The organism is Cyanobacteriota bacterium (assembly GCA_025054735.1).
Classification (GTDB): Bacteria; Cyanobacteriota; Cyanobacteriia; order SKYG9; family SKYG9; genus SKYG9.
Genome location: JANWZG010000021.1, coordinates 1 through 17387, shown reverse-complemented (window position 1 = coordinate 17387; position 17387 = coordinate 1). Strand labels below are relative to the sequence as shown.

Genomic DNA, 17387 nt, shown 5'->3' with positions numbered 1-17387 from the left:
AGCTACACAACCCATCTCTTCTCCAAAGCCAGCTACACAACCCATTAGTTCGTACCAAGGACTTAAGTCCTGACTACCAGCCATCTGTAGCAATAGTTTGGGGAATTGGTATGTGTCCTCATTCCAAGCTTCAGCATCGACTACCACATTCTCACCTTCCCTGCAAGGGTTATAGCAACTACGGTGCGGGATCCAACCTTGACAAGTCCTGATCTAACAAATCTTCTTCAGTGGTATAAACTAGCTTGTCTGGAGTGACTACAACCCCACTGGCCAGTCGTTTCGCGGCTTCAAGCTTGCGCTTCAGCCTGTTAGTAGGCCGGTTCACGACCATAGCCCGGTTCTGACGCTTGCGGTTGCGCTCTGCAATCAAGCTATTACGCCACTGGAGCCAGCCATAGCGAATTGCAGGAATCGCCAAGTACAGAACGCTATACCCCAGCCCTGCCCAAGGCAACATATTCACGATCGCCGGAAGACTAACAGCCGGATCTTGCAGCAACCCAAAGAGCACTAGCGATAAGACAAACAATGCCACGCCAAATCCACCCGCCATCCACAACTGCCCTGACGAGGCACGGCTAAATTGCCATAGGTCTTCCTTCAGGTAAGCAGCAACAGGCTGGGGCTTGCTAGAGGCTGTTGCCTGCATCTGGGGAAAGACGTAGATAATATCGCCATCGGCAGTGACCTCTGGCCTACCGTCAAACCGCACCATCACTGGCAACATATAAGCTTCTTCTTGTCGATCGTCCTGATTGCCCAAATCATCCAAGTAAGGAGCAATCATCTCTGCCGTCACAGCCCCACCGTTATTGCGGATGGTAGCGGCGATCGCAGCCCAGCGGCGCTCTTCCAAGTTCACGTTGGGAATGCCATCCCCAAACAAGAAAGAAAAGAACACTTCAAAAAAGTTGAGGTCAGAGCCAGATTGCTGAGACTGGTATGTTGTACGATCGCGCCCCTGGTAGCGAGTAGGGCTGTAATCACGGCGGTTATAGCGGTCACTGTCGTAGGAATCATAATCTGGCAAGAACCAGCGGCCAAAATTAGGTATGTAGAAGAAATCAATAGATGGCATCCCCAAGCCACGGCCACTGTCACCCCGGCCAGAGCCACCCCGATCGTTGCCATCCTTCGAGGAGGTCATGATCGCAATCATGGCTGCCACGATCGCAATTACAATCGCCACAATTAGCAGTATCAATACTATTCCCACCGACAGGCGAATCAGGTAAAATACTACCCGCCAAGCCTGCTTACCCGCTGCCATCAGCCGCAGCCTGAGATATTTAGCACGCAACATGGCTTGGAAGTTTTTGGGGAAGACGTAAACCAAATCCCCTGTTTCCGCTACCTGAAAGATGCCGCCTGTTTCCGCAGCCAGAACCTGCAATTCCTTCTCGGCTTGGTCAACCCGTAACCCTACTGCACTGGCCACATCAGCGATCGTCACCCGATAGTCCAACTTTTCCACAGCATCCATCAGTCTAGGATTTAGGGTTGCAGCCATAGATACCCTCCCAAGGTGTCAGGGTTGTGCTCGACCCTTCCATTATAAGAAATGTTGCTGGTCGCCGATGTTGGGACTTAACTCCTTGACAGGTACAGCTATTACACCCAAGTCAATGCAGCGGGCAAGTTAAAGATTCAGTGAACCACTCTGGGGTACCCTGAGGCAAGGGATAATATCGAACTATAGCTATAGAGTTAGCAAATAGCTAATATCTAGAGAACCTGTAGCTACTGAAATTTGTGCAATTGACCACTGGAAGCCACGGTTAATTTTTGTAGCTTCCTAGTGGCCTGTGGGATAGATATAGCTAATTTCAGCTTTTTGTTCCTTGCCGTTCCCTGTGGATACTCTATTGCCATGCGTCCCCATAAGGCTATGCAAAGTGATCATCGTTTGGCTGCACTGCAAGCTAGAGTTGTTGAGTTAGAGCAACTACTCCAGCAGTATCAGCAGGCAACCCTAGCCCAAGTACCGTCAACACCAGCGCGTACCGATCAGCAAGCGCGTATTTTTGCTGACATTACCCTCAAGGTTCGGGAATCCCTACGCTTGGATGAAATTTTAAACACTACTGTCACGGAAATTCAGCAGTTTCTCCAGGCAGACCGTGTGGTCATGTATCAAATTCCGCCCCATGGTGTTGGGCATGTAGTCGCTGAGGCTGTAGTACCCAACATTCCACCCATGGTCGGACTCGACATTATGGATAGCTGCTTTACGGCGCAGTACGTCGATCGCTATCGCCAAGGTCGAGTTCGTACCATTGATGACATTGACCATAGTGACATTCAGCCCTGCCATGCGGAGATGCTCAAACAGTTTGCCGTGCGGGCTAACCTGGTAGTCCCTATCCTAATTGGGCATTCTCCAGACGCAGATAGATCATCCCCTAACAATTACCCCCGGCTGTGGGGGTTGTTAATTGCCCACCAGTGTCAGCCTCGGCAGTGGCTAGTCTCAGAAGTTGAGTTAATGGTGCAACTTGCCAATCAAGTAGGCATTGCCCTAGGGCGAGCAGAACTGGTGGAGGCACTGCGCAAAAGTGAAGAGAGCCGACGGCTAGCGCTGGAGTTTAGCAACACGGGCAGTTGGGATTGGAACATGGCCACAGGGCAAGTGCTGTGGAATAACCATCATTTTCGGATGTTGGGCTATGAAGTGGGGGAAGTTAAGCCGAGCTACGAGGTCTGGCGCGATCGCATCCATCCCGCTGACCGGGCAGAAGTTGAGCAACTAATTACCGAAGCTCTAGCAAACCATCGAGACTTTGACACTGAATATCGAGTGGTGCATCCCGACGGTAGCGTGCATTGGCTAGTGGGACGAGGCCGGGGTGTCTACGACGAAGAGAACCTGCCCATTCGCATGGTGGGGGTCACCCTTGACATAACTCCTCGCAAACGGGCGCAACTGGCCTTGCAACAGCTTAATGAGCAGCTTGACCAGCGCATTCAAGAGCGCACAGCACAATTACACCAGTTGACCCTAGAGTTGCAGGCAGAGATTGAGGAGCGCCGCCAGGTTGAGGCAGCACTACGCCACAGCGAAGAAAAATTTCGCCTACTGTTTGACTCTAGCCCTGTAGGTAAGGCTCTCTTCAGTCTAGACAAACGGTTTCTGATGGTTAATAGCACATTTTGCCAACTCACAGGTTATAGCCATGAGGAACTGATGGGGATGAGCGTTACCCAGATTACCTATCACGACGATCGCTCCCTAGAACAAGATGCTATTGATCGCCTATTGCAGGGCACAGACACCATTGTCAAGTTTGAGAAACGCTATATCACTAAGCAAGGTGATCTGCTATGGGTCAACATTACTGAAACCTTATTCAAAGCTGCTGATGGCTCGCCGCAGCACTTTTTGCGGGCGATCGAAGACATCAGCGATCGCAAACAACAGGAACTAGCAGCTCAACAACAGGCCGACCGTGACCACCTGCTGTATACCATCACCCAGCGCATTCGCCAAACCCTAGATTTAGACGACATCCTCCAAACGGCTGTGGATGAAGTGAAGGAAACCTTCCAGGCTGATCGTGTCCTCATCTTTCGGATGCAACCCAATAGAACTAACGTAGTGCTTAAGGAAACAGTCCAACCAGGCTACCCCAGTTGCATTGCCATGGGCTGGGCTGAGGAGCAATTTCTTCCGGAGTGCTACAACTACTATCTCCAAGGCAAGCCCCGCATCGTTGCCAATGTTCTTCAGGATGAGTGGAGTGGCTGCATTGCTGACTTTATGGGCGAGATGCGAGTGCAATCCAAAATTGTAGCACCCATTACCCAAACCCAAGAGGATGGCTCCACTGGCATCTGGGGGCTGCTGATTGTCCATGCCTGTGCTGAACTGCGCCAATGGCAACCCCACGAGGCAGATTTTCTGCAACAGATTGCTGACCAGTTGGCGATCGCCATTCAGCAGGCCAATCTCTACCAGCAAGCCCAACAGGAGTTGCAAGAGCGCCAACAGGCTGAACAAGCCCTACGAGACAGCGAAGCTCGCTACCGGGCGATTGTGGAAGACCAGACCGAACTCATTACCCGCTATCTACCTGACACTACCCTCACTTTTGTCAACCCGGCCTATTGCCGCTACTTTGGCGGCACACCAGAAGGCTTTCTCCGTAAACCGTTTTTGTCCCTTATCCCAGAAGAAGAGCACCACCAAGTGCACCAGACTATCCAAGCTCTCCTCAGTGGGGAATCTGTAGTCACAACTGAGCATCGAGTGGTGTTACCCACCGGTGAGATACGCTGGCAGCAATGGACTGATCGTGCCATCTTTAATGATCGAGGCGAACTAGTAGAACTGCAAGGTGTGGGACGAGATATAACCGATCGTAAACAAGCAGAAGATAGTATCCGTGCATCCCTGCGGGAAAAGGAAGTGTTGTTAAAAGAAGTACACCATCGGGTCAAAAACAACCTACAAATGGTGTCTAGTTTGTTGAGCCTACAGGCTGGAATTGTGCAAAATGATCAAGTTACTGAAGCCTTTGTGGAAAGTCAGCGCCGCATTAAGGTGATGGCACTAGTGCATGAAAAGCTCTACCGCTCAGAAAACCTAGACCAGATTGACTTTGCTGACTATGTGCAAGAGCTAGTCTATGACTTGTTCCAGTCTTACATGGGTGGTTCCTCTGACATAGCATTGGATGTCAACATTGCTAGGGTCAATTTCAGTGTGGATACTGCGGTTACCTGTGGCCTCATTATCAATGAGTTAGTATCTAATGCTGTTAAATATGCTTTTCCCCAGGGTCGAACTGGCACTATCACCGTGCACTTTACGAGACTACACCCTGAGAGTTCTGACTCAGTAGTTGATGAATATTTGTCTAATACTCCTGACGATTCACCTAGAACGTTGCAGTATAGATTAGTAGTAGGAGACAATGGGGTTGGCATCCCTGAAACGGTTGATATTCGCAATACGGAATCTCTAGGGTTGCAATTGGTGTGTGCATTGACACAAGAGCTTGCAGGTGTGATTGAGCTTGACCGCAGCACAGGTACTCGCTTTACCATTTGCTTTTAACAACACAAACTGGGAGTAATAGAGAATGCCACGGGCTAAGGTTTTAATCGTTGAAGACAAGCCAGTCATTGCCTTGGATATTAAACAACGATTGACACGGTTGGGCTATGAAGTCACGGCGATCGTAGACGAAATGAGATTTGCCCTAGAATCTGTAGCCACTAATCCTCCCAACTTAATCTTGATGGATATTCGCTTGCGGGGAGAAGGCGACGGTATTGAAGCAGCCACTCAAATTCGTAGAGATTACAACTTACCCGTAGTGTTTTTGACTGCCCATGCTGACGAAGCCACCATTGATCAGGCCCGCACAGCCTATCCCTTTGGCTATATTGTCAAGCCATTTGAAAATCGAGATCTGAGCACAGCGATCGAAATTGCTCTCAGCCGCCACCAAGCAGAACTAGCCATCCAACGCACCCTAGACAAAGAACGTCATCTCAATCAACTGAAATCTCGATTTTTAGCTGTCGTTTCCCATGAATTTCGCAGCCCACTGACCGCAGTGCGGGTGGCCATTGATCTGCTAGGAGATCCCAACCATTCCTTGCCACCAGACAAGCTGGAAACGATCGTGAACCAAGCCAGAGTTGCCATTCGGCGAATGGATGAATCCCTAGAGGAGATTTTGCTGCTAGGGGCTGCTGAAGCCGAGATGCTGCAATGTCAAGTGACTCCCCTGGCACTGGTAGACTTTTGTGCTGATCTAGTAGCTGAGTTGACCAACCAAGATACCAGGCACCACAACATCCGCCTAGAGACTCAGGGCTGGGATGATACGTCTATGGTTCATCTAGACCCTAAACTCCTGCGCCATATTCTGACCAACCTGCTCTCCAATGCCATAAAGTATTCCCCTGCCCATAGCGACATTTGGTTTCGGGTGCAGCGTCGGCCCCAACAGGTGGTGTTTTCCATCCAAGACCAAGGTATTGGCATTCCCCCAGAGGATCTTGCCCGCCTGTTTGAAGCATTTCATCGTGGAGGCAACGTCAGTCATATTTCGGGAACAGGGCTAGGCTTGTCGATCGTGAAACAATGTGTGGATGCTCACGGTGGAACTATTACCTTTAACAGCGAGCTAAACGTTGGGACTACATTCACCGTCACCTTACCCTGCTAAGACCTGAAGGTTGCGATCGCCGGAACTATTTAGTAGCCATTCATTACTGCGATAGCGCTACAGTTGTCTAGTAAAGATATTGCTTTGTAACGACACCGATACTATGGTTGCCCAGATGTCTTCACCCCTAAACCAAACCTCAACTCGCTATGAAGAGCAGACGCAGGCGATCGCTCGCCAGTTGTTGGCTGCTACCCGAGAAAGCCGATCGTTCTTTGCTCAGGTGCGTGACCAAATGCGGTGGGATGACAAGTTACTAGCTTGGGCAATGGCTAGTCCTGGCCTACGGGTGCAACTCTTTCGGTTTATCGACTGCCTCCCTGCCCTTCAGAGCAAGGCAGAAATTGCTCGCCACCTGCAAGAATATTTGGGGGATGCTTCAGTTGAGCTGCCAAGTGCCCTCAAGGGAATGCTCAATTTTGCTAGCCCAGATTCAATGCCGGGTCAGGTAGCAGCGACGACTGTTTCGGCGGCTGTAGAAGCCCTAGCCCATAAATACATTGCCGGGGAGACGTTGCCGCAAGTCGTGAAGACGATCGAGCGCCTGCGCAAAGAAAACCTGACGTTCACCCTCGATTTACTAGGAGAGGCTGTCATCACAGAGGCTGAGGCCCAATCCTACCTGGATCGGTATCTAGAGATTATGGCTCACCTTGCCCAAGTCTCTCAGTCTTGGCCAGTCAACGATGTCATCGATCGCGCTGAGGGCGAGGATTTGCCACGGGTGCAGGTTTCTGTCAAGCTGACAGCCTTCTATTCTCAGTTTGATCCGTTAGATGTGGAGGGTAGCCGTGCTAAGGTCAGCGAGCGTGTTTACACACTATTGCGCCGTGCTCAAGAGCTGGGGGTTGCCATTCATTTCGATATGGAGCAGTACGCCTACAAAGATCTGACTCTAGCCATCCTGAAGGATATTTTGCAAGAGGAGGAGTTTCGCCATCGGCGCGATGTTGGAGTCACCCTGCAAGCCTACCTGCGTGATAGCGAGCGAGATTTGCAAGGGTTAATTGCCTGGGCAAAGCAGCGGGGCACCCCCATCACTGTCCGGCTGGTCAAGGGGGCTTACTGGGATCAGGAAACCATCCATGCTGCCCAAAAAGACTGGCAATCGCCTGTGTTTTCGCAAAAAGTCTCGACGGATGCCAACTTTGAGCGCTTGACACGCCTGTTGCTAGAAAACCACACTGTGCTTTACGCTGCGATCGCCAGCCATAACGTCCGTTCCCAGGCCCATGCGATCGCGATCGCCCGTGACCTTCAGATCCCCAACCGCTGTCTTGAACTGCAAGTCCTCTACGGCATGGCAGACAAACTTGCCCAGGCACTAGTGCACCAGGGCTATCGCGTGCGAGTCTACTGCCCCTTTGGGGAGCTGATTCCTGGCATGGCCTACCTGATTCGACGGTTGCTAGAAAACACCGCCAACAGCTCCTTCCTCCGTCAAAACCTAGAGGCCCGGCCCGTAGAAGAACTTATTGCTCCTCCCGCCTTTGCAGCGACAGACATTTGCAGCGACAGACATTAGTACCAGCGCTACGGCATTCTAAGCCGATGATGAGATTTGAACTCACGACCGTTCGATTACGAATCGAATGCTCTACCACTGAGCTACATCGGCATGGTTGGTTTTTCACCTTCATCCCAGTATTATAGTCAAGAGCTTTGCCGATCGTAATCCCTTGATGCGTATCTTTGCCCCATGCCCTCTCGTTTAGATCCTAAATCCCCAGAATATGCCCGTCTCAAGGCTGAGCTAGCAGCTCCCTACAAGGGTATCCGGCGGTTTTTCTATCTGGCCTTTGGGCTATCTGGCTGCGTTGGGGCGCTGGTGTTTTTGGCACAACTAGCAGCAGGACGGGATGTTAGTTCTGCATTGCCTAACTTTGCTCTGCAAGTTGGCGTTGTGGCCCTGATGGTGGCGCTGTTTCGCTGGGAACAACAACGATCGCACCCTCGCTAATGTCTCTACAGTTAGTGGATCCTGCCAGGATGTCAATAAAAAGCCACTACGGGTAGTGGTAGATTGTGAAATTTAAGGCGAAATGGTGCATAATTAGCTCACATTGGTTTGCGGTTTGCAGTGTTGCAGCCGTGGGATTGTCTGTTGTTGACAAGGTGCGCCTATGCCTTATCACCTATCTGCCACAAAGCTTCAACTCTATAATCTCTGTCCACAGGCGTTTTACTTTCGCTATGAGTGCAATCTAGACAGTGCAGCAATGTTTGGTTCAGCCGCCCTAGGCACAGCCCTGCACCAGGCACTCGCCCATGTGCATGGGCAATGGCACTATCAAGATTCACGCCCCAGTCGCGCTTGGATCCACTATTGTTGGCAACAGCATAACCAAGGACTCACCCCTAGCCAGTTGGCAGAGGGAGCTGCAATGCTAGACAGCTATTATGACCGCTTTATTGCTACCCGGCCATCCCTCAGCAGACCCGTAGCCGTAGAAGGTAGGATTCAGGCTAGTTTCTTGATCCACAACATTGAATTTGTAGTCTCTGGTCGTTACGATCGCATCGATGTGCTGGATGAGGGCTTGGAACTGATCGACTATAAATCTGGGCGGGAGATTAAACAGCTAGATCCGGCTGAAGTCGATTTGCAACTAGGGTTGTATTGCATCGCCCTAGAGCAGCGATATCAACGTTCCCTCAAACGCTTGAGCCTAATCTACTTGCGATCGGGGGAACAGGTCTGTTTTGATGTCACTGCTGAACACCGTCAGCGTGTGCAAACCGTGTTAGAAAATTTAGCCCTAGAGCTACGAGATGCAGGCCCTTGGCAGCCCAAGGCAGGAGACCACTGCGATCGCTGCGCCTATTTGCGCTATTGCCCTGCCCGTCAACCAAACCCTGTCCCCTTGCCTGCCCATGCGCGGCCAGAACGGAAGTTGCAACTGGCACTGGCCATTTGATCAAGCGTTGTTGCTATTCACGAGAGCTTGACCGGAGCCACAGAGGGAGATAAATCTTGCACCCTCAGAGCAGCTAACATCGCTAACATTTCTTGCTCAAAGGTGACGATCGCTCGGTTGGTTTTACCGCCAATGTAAAGCCGATTGCCGACTTGCAGCGCCCAAACCTGAGCATGGGAGACGTAGCTCATCAACACACTCACCATGAGCAAGGCAAAGCCAGCATACACAATTGGAACTCCAGGGTCAGCTTTAATCTGCAAACCCGTACTGCCAATCAGTTCCACGATTGCCAGGGTAACCCCATTCACTTCCGTGGACATGCCAGCCCGCACCGTCGAGACCAAATTACCATCACTGTCATAGACCAGCATTGTCCCTTGCAAATCCTTAGCCACCAAAGACACACCCGCACTTAGATCCGGCTTGGTAGGAATCCAAGTGCCCCAAATGCGCCCGCCTCCCTCGGCCTTTAGTTGTCCCATCGGCAACCGGAAGACAGGGCTGTTGTTAACCTTTACCTTCACGGCTGCAATTGACCAGTCAGCTTGATAGAACGTCACTCCCCGATAGCGCATCGGCTCGTTGACGTGAATGACCTTATGCTCTAACTCTTGCCCAGCCGCATCAACCACTGATAAATCCGAATAGAACTGGTCGATCGTGCCATCAGGGGTGTAGTCGATCCAAAAGCGGTTGACCCGCACTCCCCAGTCTTTTGGCAATCGAGGAGCCGCCCAAGGGCCAGCATCCACAATGTTTTTGACCTGAAAAGTGTTACCACTGGGCACCATTTCCTGGGCAACGAAGCCCGTCATTGCCCCCCAGATAGCCCCCGCTAAAATCAGAATGATGCTGGCATGAACGACGATCGGTGCTACTCGCCCTATAATGCCCCGGTGAGCATAGAGGGCATTATCTCGTTGAAACACCCGATAGCGGCGCTGGGTGAGCAACGACACCACTTGCTCTAGGGTTACCTGTGGCAACTCTGCGCTCAGGGCAAATTTCTGAAATTGACGTGGCTGGGTATAAAAGTTCCATGGGCGCGAAAACCAGCGTAAAGCCGGTAATTGTCGGGTGAAGGTGCAAGCAGTGAGGCTAGCGCCAAACAAAATGAGTATGGATAAAAACCACCATGTGCGGTAGACGTGATCTAATCCTAAGCTCAGGATTACCTTCCAGGTGAGAAACCCAAATAATGCCGGACGTTCTGGATAGTTAGCTTGATAGAAGGCCGCGGATTGTCCCTGCTCAATGACGGTGCCAGTGCTGCTGAATAGAGCTATTACCAGTAACAGGGCGATCGCCAGCCGCAGGTCTGCTAAAACGGGTAACAATTCTCGCTTGAACCAACGGTTGACGTTGATAACTAACTGCTGAGACGGAGGAATGGATGGTTCAGACGGAATCATAATTGGGCACATCAGAATGGGCAATGCAACGGCTAGCATTTCACTGCTGATGGCAAGCTAACCAGTTGCAGGGTCTACTATGACCAGCATAAACGGTTCTGGTGCCATGGTGGGGGCTGGCTTAAAACGGTTGATACTGAAGAGAAAAATAAATGCCGCTGTCTTGCAGGGAGTTACCCAATTTGGTGGCATCCAGCAAGGGAATGCCAATGTCTAGGCGGGCAGCCATGGTAGGGTTAATTTGCCAGCGCAGTCCAGTACCAATGCTGGCAAGGGTAGCGGCGGCACCGTTTTCATTGCGATTACTCCAAACTGTACCTATATCGAAGAAGGGAGTCAATTGCAAGACACTCTCTCCAGCAGCGTTACGGACGATCGGAACTCTGACCTCTATGGAACCAATGATGCCACTGTCACCGACCCGTTGGTTTTGGCGATAGCCGCGCACTGTATCCACACCGCCAATGCCAAACTGCTCGATCGGCAACAGTGAATCACCCGTGAGTTGAGCCGCCACACGAGTAATCACAATTGCATCCCCACTGATCGCTTGCACCCACTGAAATTGCCCTAGCCAACTGATAAACTGACCATCAGTGCCACTATTGTTAACCGTTGCCCCCAACAACCCCAAACCCAAGCTGAACTGAGAGCGAGCTGCCAGCACCTGTGTAGGAGTACGGTTCACCCAATCTTGGGTAAATCGCAGCACCGTGACAGCAGACCGTCCATTTTCGGGGCCAATGGAGAAAGAAAAGGGAATATCGTTGAGCAAAAAAGTTTGATTTTCTCGCCAGTCAAGAGATAGCCCCAGACCAATCTCGCTGCTGGGGGTACGGACGATCGGTTGCCGAAAGCCCACGGAAATTGTCTGGGTACGGCTATTGATATCAGAACGGCTAAACGGCTGTTCTATAATCCTGCTATTGCTGTTGGTGTAGCGAAAACTGAGCCGTCCATCTTGGGCATTCACTGGTAACTCATACCCAGCACCAATCGTCTGGCTCCCCGCCGTCAGGTTGATGTCAGCACTTAGGCGATCGCCGCCACCCATAAGGTTGCCATAGCTCAGTACCACCCCACTACCCAACGAGCCAACACTAGGGGACTCTCGATTTTGTACAACAGCAATCCCCGTCCAGGGATCAGCCTCCTGCAACGTTACCTTTAGTACATTGCGCCCTGGTGTTAGCCCTGCACCTAGTTCTGCTTGCACCGATGCAATCAGCGGATCCAGTTGCAACAACTGTAGGGCTGCCTCTAAGTTGCGGAGATTTAAGGGAGTGCGGATGGCTGTCGATAGGCGATCGCGCACATAGGCTTCTGACAAGCGCGTTAGCCCCTGGAGTTGAATTTGCTCTACTTCCCCCTCTACCACCTGGATCCGAATTACGGCATTGTTAACATCATCGATCTGCTGGGCAGGCAAAAAGGCGCCAGACGTAACATAACCCCGACTCACATACAGGTCTGTCACCGCCGCCCGAATTGCCAACAACTCCTCAAAACTAGCGTCCCGATCCTGAAAGGGAGCCAAAACCTTTGCCAGTTCGTCCCTAGAGAATACCGTACTACCCAGCACCTCAATATCCTTAACTCGCACCCGGACAGCTGGTAGAGGAGACAACGGCACCGACGGTGAAGTTGGAATGGTGAGATGGGGTGAGGTTGACGGTATGGCTTCTGGGAGAGAGGGCAAGGGTGGCCGTACTGGCTCGATAGTTCCTGGCGGAATTGCAGGCAGTGGCTCTAACGTTTGCGATCGTCCTGTCAGGGCCAAGCACAGGCTGAACCAACTCACAACCAGCAGGGTCGAATGTAGCAGTTGTCTGGTCATCGTCGAACCTTACACTCCTTTGCCTGACCACTTTGCTTGACTGAGATGCAAACCTAGCAAGTCTTTGGGTAAACTCGTTGTATCTGCTGCCATAGGACGTGCAGTTACAGCCCAATTTACCAAGCAGACGAGACGTAATCCTGAAGAAACCTTGAAAGTGTATGAATTCTCTAGAAAAGTATGCCGCCGATCGTCGTAAACGCCAGCGTTGGTTAGTGAGCATTTTTGCAGTTATTGGCATTGCCTCCTTTGGCGGCACAGCCCTGTTTGGCATTATTGCCATGTTTCGAGCTGGTTTGCAGCAGCCAGCATCAGCCCCCGTAACCGCCGCACAATCAGCACGTGACCAACTCAAAGCCGACAAGGCTAACTACGAACTGGTATTGCAGCGAGAACCAAACAATCGCAACGCCCTAGAAGGGCTAGTGCAGGTGCAGCTTCAACTACAAGACCTACCAGGAGCTAAGGCAACCCTAGAAAAGTTGATCAAGCTCGATCCTAAGAATCCAGAGTATAAATTAGTGCTGGATGAAGTGAAGCAGCGCTTAGAAAAGTAGCCGCTCCGTTGGTGCCCCTAGCCACGGAGAGCTTGCCTAGGGGCCAGCAACCCACCCATGGACTACACCGATACCCATACACCAGCCAGGATTAACCCTGATGGCTCGACGACTTCACCACAGTTCTGACCTAGAATCCGATGCAGGGCCAATGGAAGGGACATACACACATGCTCAGACCGTTACGATCGCTGCCAACACCCCTAACCTTCACCATACTCAGCGTTGTGATTATCCTCCTCTGTGCGATCGGACTAATCACCCGCTTGCCCAGTGTCGCTAGTCCGCCAATCACCTTGTCCCTGTTGCTGCCCTCTCCAGAAATTCCCATGTGGAAGCCACTGGCACAAAAATTTGAGCAACGCTATCCCCGCAGTCGCTTGAACTTAGTGGAAGCCCCCAGTTCACCAGATCTGCTCGAAGATTTATCCACGGCTGCCTTCCTCCTGGGTGACTCTCCCTATGACTTGGTGTATATGGATGTAACTTGGACACCAAAGTTTGCAGCGGCTGGATGGTTGCAAGACCTCAGCGATCGCATCACTGCGGCAGAGTTAGACGAGTTCCTAGCTGCTGACGTTGCGGCGGGGCGCTATCGCGGTCACCTCTATCGCATCCCCGTGCGCAGCGACATCGGTGTACTTTACTATCGCCGAGACCTGCTCCAGCAAGCCGGATATACACCACCTCAGACCTTTGGTGAGTTAATGCAGATTGGGCAAACCCTCCAACGTCAAGGCCAAGCTAGCTGGGGCTATCTCTGGCAAGGACGGCAATATGAAGGAGCCGTCGCCATGTTTGTTGAAATTCTGCACGGATTTGGCGGCTTCTGGATTAATCCAGACAATCAGGAAGTTGGCCTAGACCGCCCAGAAGCTATCCAGGCCGTGCAATTTTTGGTCAGCACGATCGACCAGCAACTATCTCCCGCTGGTGTCATTACCTACCGCGAAGAAGATGGGCGCTATCTGTTTCAGGCAGGAGAGGCTGTATTTCTCCGGAGCTGGCCCTATGTCTGGGCCTTGGCCAACAAGCCCGATTCTCCTATTCAAGGTAAATTTGACCTAGTGCCCATGGTGCATGGCCCAGGAGCTACCAGCGGAGCTTGTAAAGGGGGATGGGGTTTGGGAATTGCCCGTACCACCAAACACCCAGAGGTAGCATGGCAGGCCGTTCAGTTTCTTACCAGTGCTGACAGTCAGCGCCACATCGCCCTGTTTGGAGGTTACATGCCTACCCGCACAGCCCTGTTTACCGATGCTGAGATTGTTGCCAAGTATCCTCACTTTCCGCAACTGTTGGCGATCGCCCAAAATGCCGTCCTGCGACCCCTTACGCCTCAATATGCCCAAGCCTCCGACATCCTACAACGATACCTAAGTGCTGCCTTCACCAAACGTCTGACCCCCGAACAAGCCATGCGCTCCGCCGCTCGAGAAACCCGTCAACTGATAGCACAATAGCCTTAAACCCCAATTAAACCCTAAGAGGATATTTGGAAAGTATATTTTGCTAGGTTACAGGGCCTCCGATTCCCCTCAATCCCCCTTTTAAGGGGGACTTCAGTTCACGCTGGCTCGGTTCCCCCCTTTTTAAGGGGAGTCAGGGGGGAGCGAGTGCAAGAATTTCACTACCATCTCTGTATTTTCAAATATCCTCTAAGTACAGGACAAACGCTGGTAATCAGAGAGTAGGCAAGGGGTTCATAAGCATTAGTCATTCCAGATTGGCAAGAGACACCTAAGCCCCTCTCCCGCGCATGGGGTTATCCATTGTGGAAAACATGCTAAAACCTTTGCCATGCTTGAGGTTCAGATAGCACGAAATTGAAATCGTCTCCATTTAGCAACGCCCCATCATGCTGAGTCCATCCAGCAAAACCTTGACATCCCTCATTCCTTGGTTAGATTGGACACCAGTAATCCCACCCCCTGCCCATGCGCTCCTTTGCACCCCAGCGTGCCCTAGAAATCATCGCCTCCCAGCATGGCTCTGGCTATGGCCTAGGGGGACGCTTAGTCCTCACCTGTGCCCACCTGTTCGCTGGGGTTGGCCCCTGCCAAGTGCGAGACAAAACTGGTTTTGGCAGCGTGGACGCGCAAGTCGTGTGGATGGCCCCCCAAGCGGATATTGCCCTCGTGGAACTGCCTGATACCCTGCCTGCTTGGGAACCCGTGGGTTTGGGCCAACTGCCCCCAGCCCAGTCGGGGTCACTGCCCTTTCAGATGGCGGGCTTTCCCCGTTGGGCCTTTACCCAAGGGGAGACAGGCAACCAGTCTGGCCGCCGCGCAATTCCAGGCCAGATCCACCTAGGGGATACCTCCCCAGATGGGTTGCTCGTGGTGGAACCCAAGCGCACCCCCAGCGAGCTAGAAGTAGCCCAGGCACCAGCACAGCAGCAGTCGCCCTGGCAGGGCACCTCCGGGGCAGCCGTGGTCTGTGACGGGCTGGTGGTGGCCGTGCTGCACTGGCACCAAAACCCTAAACGACCCGCATCCCTGGAAGCTACACCCCTGACCTTGGTGACTGAGGATCAAGACTGGCAAGAGCATCTGCGGCAGCATGGCATTGACCCAACCTTGGAGACGGTTTGGGTCACCAGCACCGACACGGCCCCAAAACCTGTGGGGATTCCCAGCAACTTACCCCTAAGTGGGGTCGTACAGTTTGTCGGGCGAGAAGAGGTTCTGAAGCAGGTGCATGAGAAGTTACAAGCCACTTCCACCGTTGCCATCACGTCCGTATCGGGAATGGGGGGTGTGGGCAAGACCGAACTCGTGTTGCAATATGCTTACCAACATTTGCGGACTCATACCTATCCCGGCGGTCTGTGCTGGCTCAATGTCAGGGCAGAGGACGTGGGTTTGGGATTGTTGGCCTTTGCCCGCATCCAGTTGGGACTCCCGGAACCACCCGACACCCCAGAAACCTTGCCGGAAAGGGTGCAGTGGGTTTGTCGCCGCTGGCCAGGAGAGCCAATTCTAGTCGTGCTGGATGATGTCACAGACTATAAGGCCATTCAGCCCTACTTGCACCTGCTGGATTACCGATTTCGAGTGCTCATCACCACTCGCTTAAAGCTGCTTGCCCCAGCCCAGCAGCTAGAGCTAGAGGTGTTGACCGAGGAGGCTGCCCTAGAACTGTTGCGGGTGTTGGTGGATGATCCAGGGCGCGTTGATTGTCAAGCTGCCGATGCCCGACGGTTGTGTGCGTGGTTAGGCTATTTGCCCCTGGGGCTGGAATTGGTGGGGCGCTACCTAGCTCGCAAGCTAGACTTGAGCTTGGCAGCCCTGCTAGAGCGGCTAGAGGCAAAAAGGTTAGCTGCTCCGGCCTTGGAGCGGGCTGAGCAGATGACAGCTCAGCGGGGGGTAGCAGCCGCCTTTGAACTCAGTTGGGAAGAACTGCCCCCAGAGGCACGGATACTCTGCGGCTTGCTCAGCCTGTTTGCCCTAGCTCCTATTCCCTGGCCCTTGGTGGAACAGGTGGTGAACCAGTACCAGCCAACTTGGGACTTAGAGGCACTGGAAGCTTGCCGAGATGACCACCTTCTGGGTTGCAGTTTGTTGACACGCCAGGGAGACCAGCGCTATGAACTGCACCAACTGATACGGGAGTTTTTTGCTGCCAAGCTGACCCAAGAACTCTGCCAGGAAGCTCCTGCCCTGAAGCAGGCTGTTGCCACTACCCTGACGAACCTTGCCAAAACTATCCCCCCAACCGTCACCCAGGCAGATATTGGCCGGGTACAAACTGCCATCCCCCACCTAGAAGCCGTCGCCACCGACCTGACGGCCCACCTAACCGACGATGATTATCTCTGGCCCTACGTTGGGCTGGCCCGGTTCTACGCAGAGCAAAGCCTATGGCAACCAGCAGAAGACTGGTATCGCCGGTGCCTCACCTTGGCGGAGACTCGCCTCGGGGCCGACCATCCCGATGTGGCCACCAGTCTGAATAATCTGGCTGGGTTGTACCGTGCCCTGGGGCGCTACGCCGAGGCGGAACCCAGCTATGTCCGTAGTCTGGAGATTGTGTTCAAAACGTTAGGGCAAGACCATCCCAGCACCCAAACGGTGTTCAACAATTTCGTTACCTGCCTGCAAGCGGCGGTGGCGGCGGGGCAGGCGGGGGAACTCTCCGATCATCCCCTCACCCAGGCAATGTTGGCCATGTTGACAGAGGAGAGATGACGGGGCATGGGATGAATGCGAAATCACCGGATGAATGCGAAATTTTTGAATAAATGCGAAATTATTAGGTAGGGGCGCACGGCCGTGCGCCCCTACGGTCTGTGGTTATTGCCGTCTGACCATTGCGCCCCTATGGTCTACGGTTATCGTCTGATGATCTCGGTGCGCCCCTACGTCTGGGCGATCGACCCCTGTCTACAGGCGTGGTGGCGGGTAAGGGGGTGGCATTGTCGGATCATCCCCCGACGCGGGTGATGTTGGCAAGGGAGGGATGATGGGGCATGGTAT

10 protein-coding genes, 1 tRNA gene and 1 pseudogene are annotated in these 17387 nt (G+C 52.7%); 8 read left to right on the top strand and 4 right to left on the bottom strand.

Annotated features, from left to right (window positions below; translation table 11 throughout):
- Window positions 1-178 precede the first annotated feature (178 nt).
- Window positions 179-1513, bottom strand: a complete 1335-nt coding sequence (locus NZ772_02150) for a hypothetical protein (protein MCS6812365.1) — start codon at window positions 1511-1513, stop codon at window positions 179-181.
- A 360-nt stretch (window positions 1514-1873) separates the two neighbouring features.
- Between NZ772_02150 and NZ772_02145 the strand changes: the two genes are divergently transcribed.
- The 3 genes and pseudogenes from NZ772_02145 (at window position 1874) to NZ772_02135 (ending at window position 7668) form a co-directional block, all read left to right on the top strand.
- The gene (locus NZ772_02145; protein MCS6812364.1) at window positions 1874-5059 is read left to right on the top strand and encodes a PAS domain S-box protein; all 3186 of its coding nucleotides are present in this window, start codon (window positions 1874-1876) and stop codon (window positions 5057-5059) included.
- Between the two features lie 25 nt (window positions 5060-5084).
- Entirely contained in the window at window positions 5085-6182 is a 1098-nt protein-coding gene (locus NZ772_02140; protein ID MCS6812363.1) for an ATP-binding protein, read from the top strand.
- A gap of 103 nt (window positions 6183-6285) precedes the next feature.
- Window positions 6286-7668 (top strand): annotated as a pseudogene (locus NZ772_02135) (proline dehydrogenase family protein).
- Between the two features lie 60 nt (window positions 7669-7728).
- Here the strand turns inward: NZ772_02135 and NZ772_02130 are convergent.
- Window positions 7729-7800, bottom strand: a tRNA-Thr gene (locus NZ772_02130).
- Between the two features lie 81 nt (window positions 7801-7881).
- On the opposite strand from NZ772_02130, the gene NZ772_02125 reads away from it, so the two are divergent.
- Window positions 7882-8142, top strand: coding sequence for a DUF3493 domain-containing protein (locus NZ772_02125; GenBank protein ID MCS6812362.1), 261 nt, complete (start codon window positions 7882-7884; stop codon window positions 8140-8142).
- 163 nt (window positions 8143-8305) lie between these two features.
- Entirely contained in the window at window positions 8306-9100 is a 795-nt protein-coding gene (locus NZ772_02120) for a PD-(D/E)XK nuclease family protein (GenBank protein MCS6812361.1), read from the top strand.
- Between the two features lie 17 nt (window positions 9101-9117).
- Here the strand turns inward: NZ772_02120 and NZ772_02115 are convergent, their stop codons facing one another.
- Entirely contained in the window at window positions 9118-10515 is a 1398-nt protein-coding gene (locus NZ772_02115; protein MCS6812360.1) for a cytochrome c biogenesis protein, read from the bottom strand.
- A gap of 121 nt (window positions 10516-10636) precedes the next feature.
- Window positions 10637-12352 carry a ShlB/FhaC/HecB family hemolysin secretion/activation protein gene (locus NZ772_02110; GenBank protein ID MCS6812359.1) on the bottom strand — a complete coding sequence of 572 codons (1716 nt, stop codon included), beginning with the start codon at window positions 12350-12352 and terminating at the stop codon, window positions 10637-10639.
- 161 nt (window positions 12353-12513) lie between these two features.
- On the opposite strand from NZ772_02110, the gene NZ772_02105 reads away from it, so the two are divergent.
- From NZ772_02105 to NZ772_02095, 3 genes are all read left to right on the top strand, one after another.
- The gene (locus NZ772_02105; protein MCS6812358.1) at window positions 12514-12909 is read left to right on the top strand and encodes a tetratricopeptide repeat protein; all 396 of its coding nucleotides are present in this window, start codon (window positions 12514-12516) and stop codon (window positions 12907-12909) included.
- Between the two features lie 170 nt (window positions 12910-13079).
- Window positions 13080-14372: an ABC transporter substrate-binding protein gene (locus tag NZ772_02100; GenBank protein ID MCS6812357.1), complete on the top strand. Its 1293-nt coding sequence runs from the start codon at window positions 13080-13082 to the stop codon at window positions 14370-14372.
- A 474-nt stretch (window positions 14373-14846) separates the two neighbouring features.
- A complete protein-coding gene (locus NZ772_02095; GenBank protein MCS6812356.1) occupies window positions 14847-17099 on the top strand; it encodes a tetratricopeptide repeat protein in 2253 nt (750 codons plus the stop codon).
- Window positions 17100-17387: the final 288 nt, after the last annotated feature.

Coding starts and splice junctions, on each gene's coding strand:
- NZ772_02150 (MCS6812365.1), bottom strand. CDS start 1,513: ATGGCTGCAACCCTAAATCCTAGACTGATGGATGCTGTGGAAAAGTTG.
- NZ772_02145 (MCS6812364.1), top strand. CDS start 1,874: ATGCGTCCCCATAAGGCTATGCAAAGTGATCATCGTTTGGCTGCACTG.
- NZ772_02140 (MCS6812363.1), top strand. CDS start 5,085: ATGCCACGGGCTAAGGTTTTAATCGTTGAAGACAAGCCAGTCATTGCC.
- NZ772_02125 (MCS6812362.1), top strand. CDS start 7,882: ATGCCCTCTCGTTTAGATCCTAAATCCCCAGAATATGCCCGTCTCAAG.
- NZ772_02120 (MCS6812361.1), top strand. CDS start 8,306: ATGCCTTATCACCTATCTGCCACAAAGCTTCAACTCTATAATCTCTGT.
- NZ772_02115 (MCS6812360.1), bottom strand. CDS start 10,515: ATGATTCCGTCTGAACCATCCATTCCTCCGTCTCAGCAGTTAGTTATC.
- NZ772_02110 (MCS6812359.1), bottom strand. CDS start 12,352: ATGACCAGACAACTGCTACATTCGACCCTGCTGGTTGTGAGTTGGTTC.
- NZ772_02105 (MCS6812358.1), top strand. CDS start 12,514: ATGAATTCTCTAGAAAAGTATGCCGCCGATCGTCGTAAACGCCAGCGT.
- NZ772_02100 (MCS6812357.1), top strand. CDS start 13,080: ATGCTCAGACCGTTACGATCGCTGCCAACACCCCTAACCTTCACCATA.
- NZ772_02095 (MCS6812356.1), top strand. CDS start 14,847: ATGCGCTCCTTTGCACCCCAGCGTGCCCTAGAAATCATCGCCTCCCAG.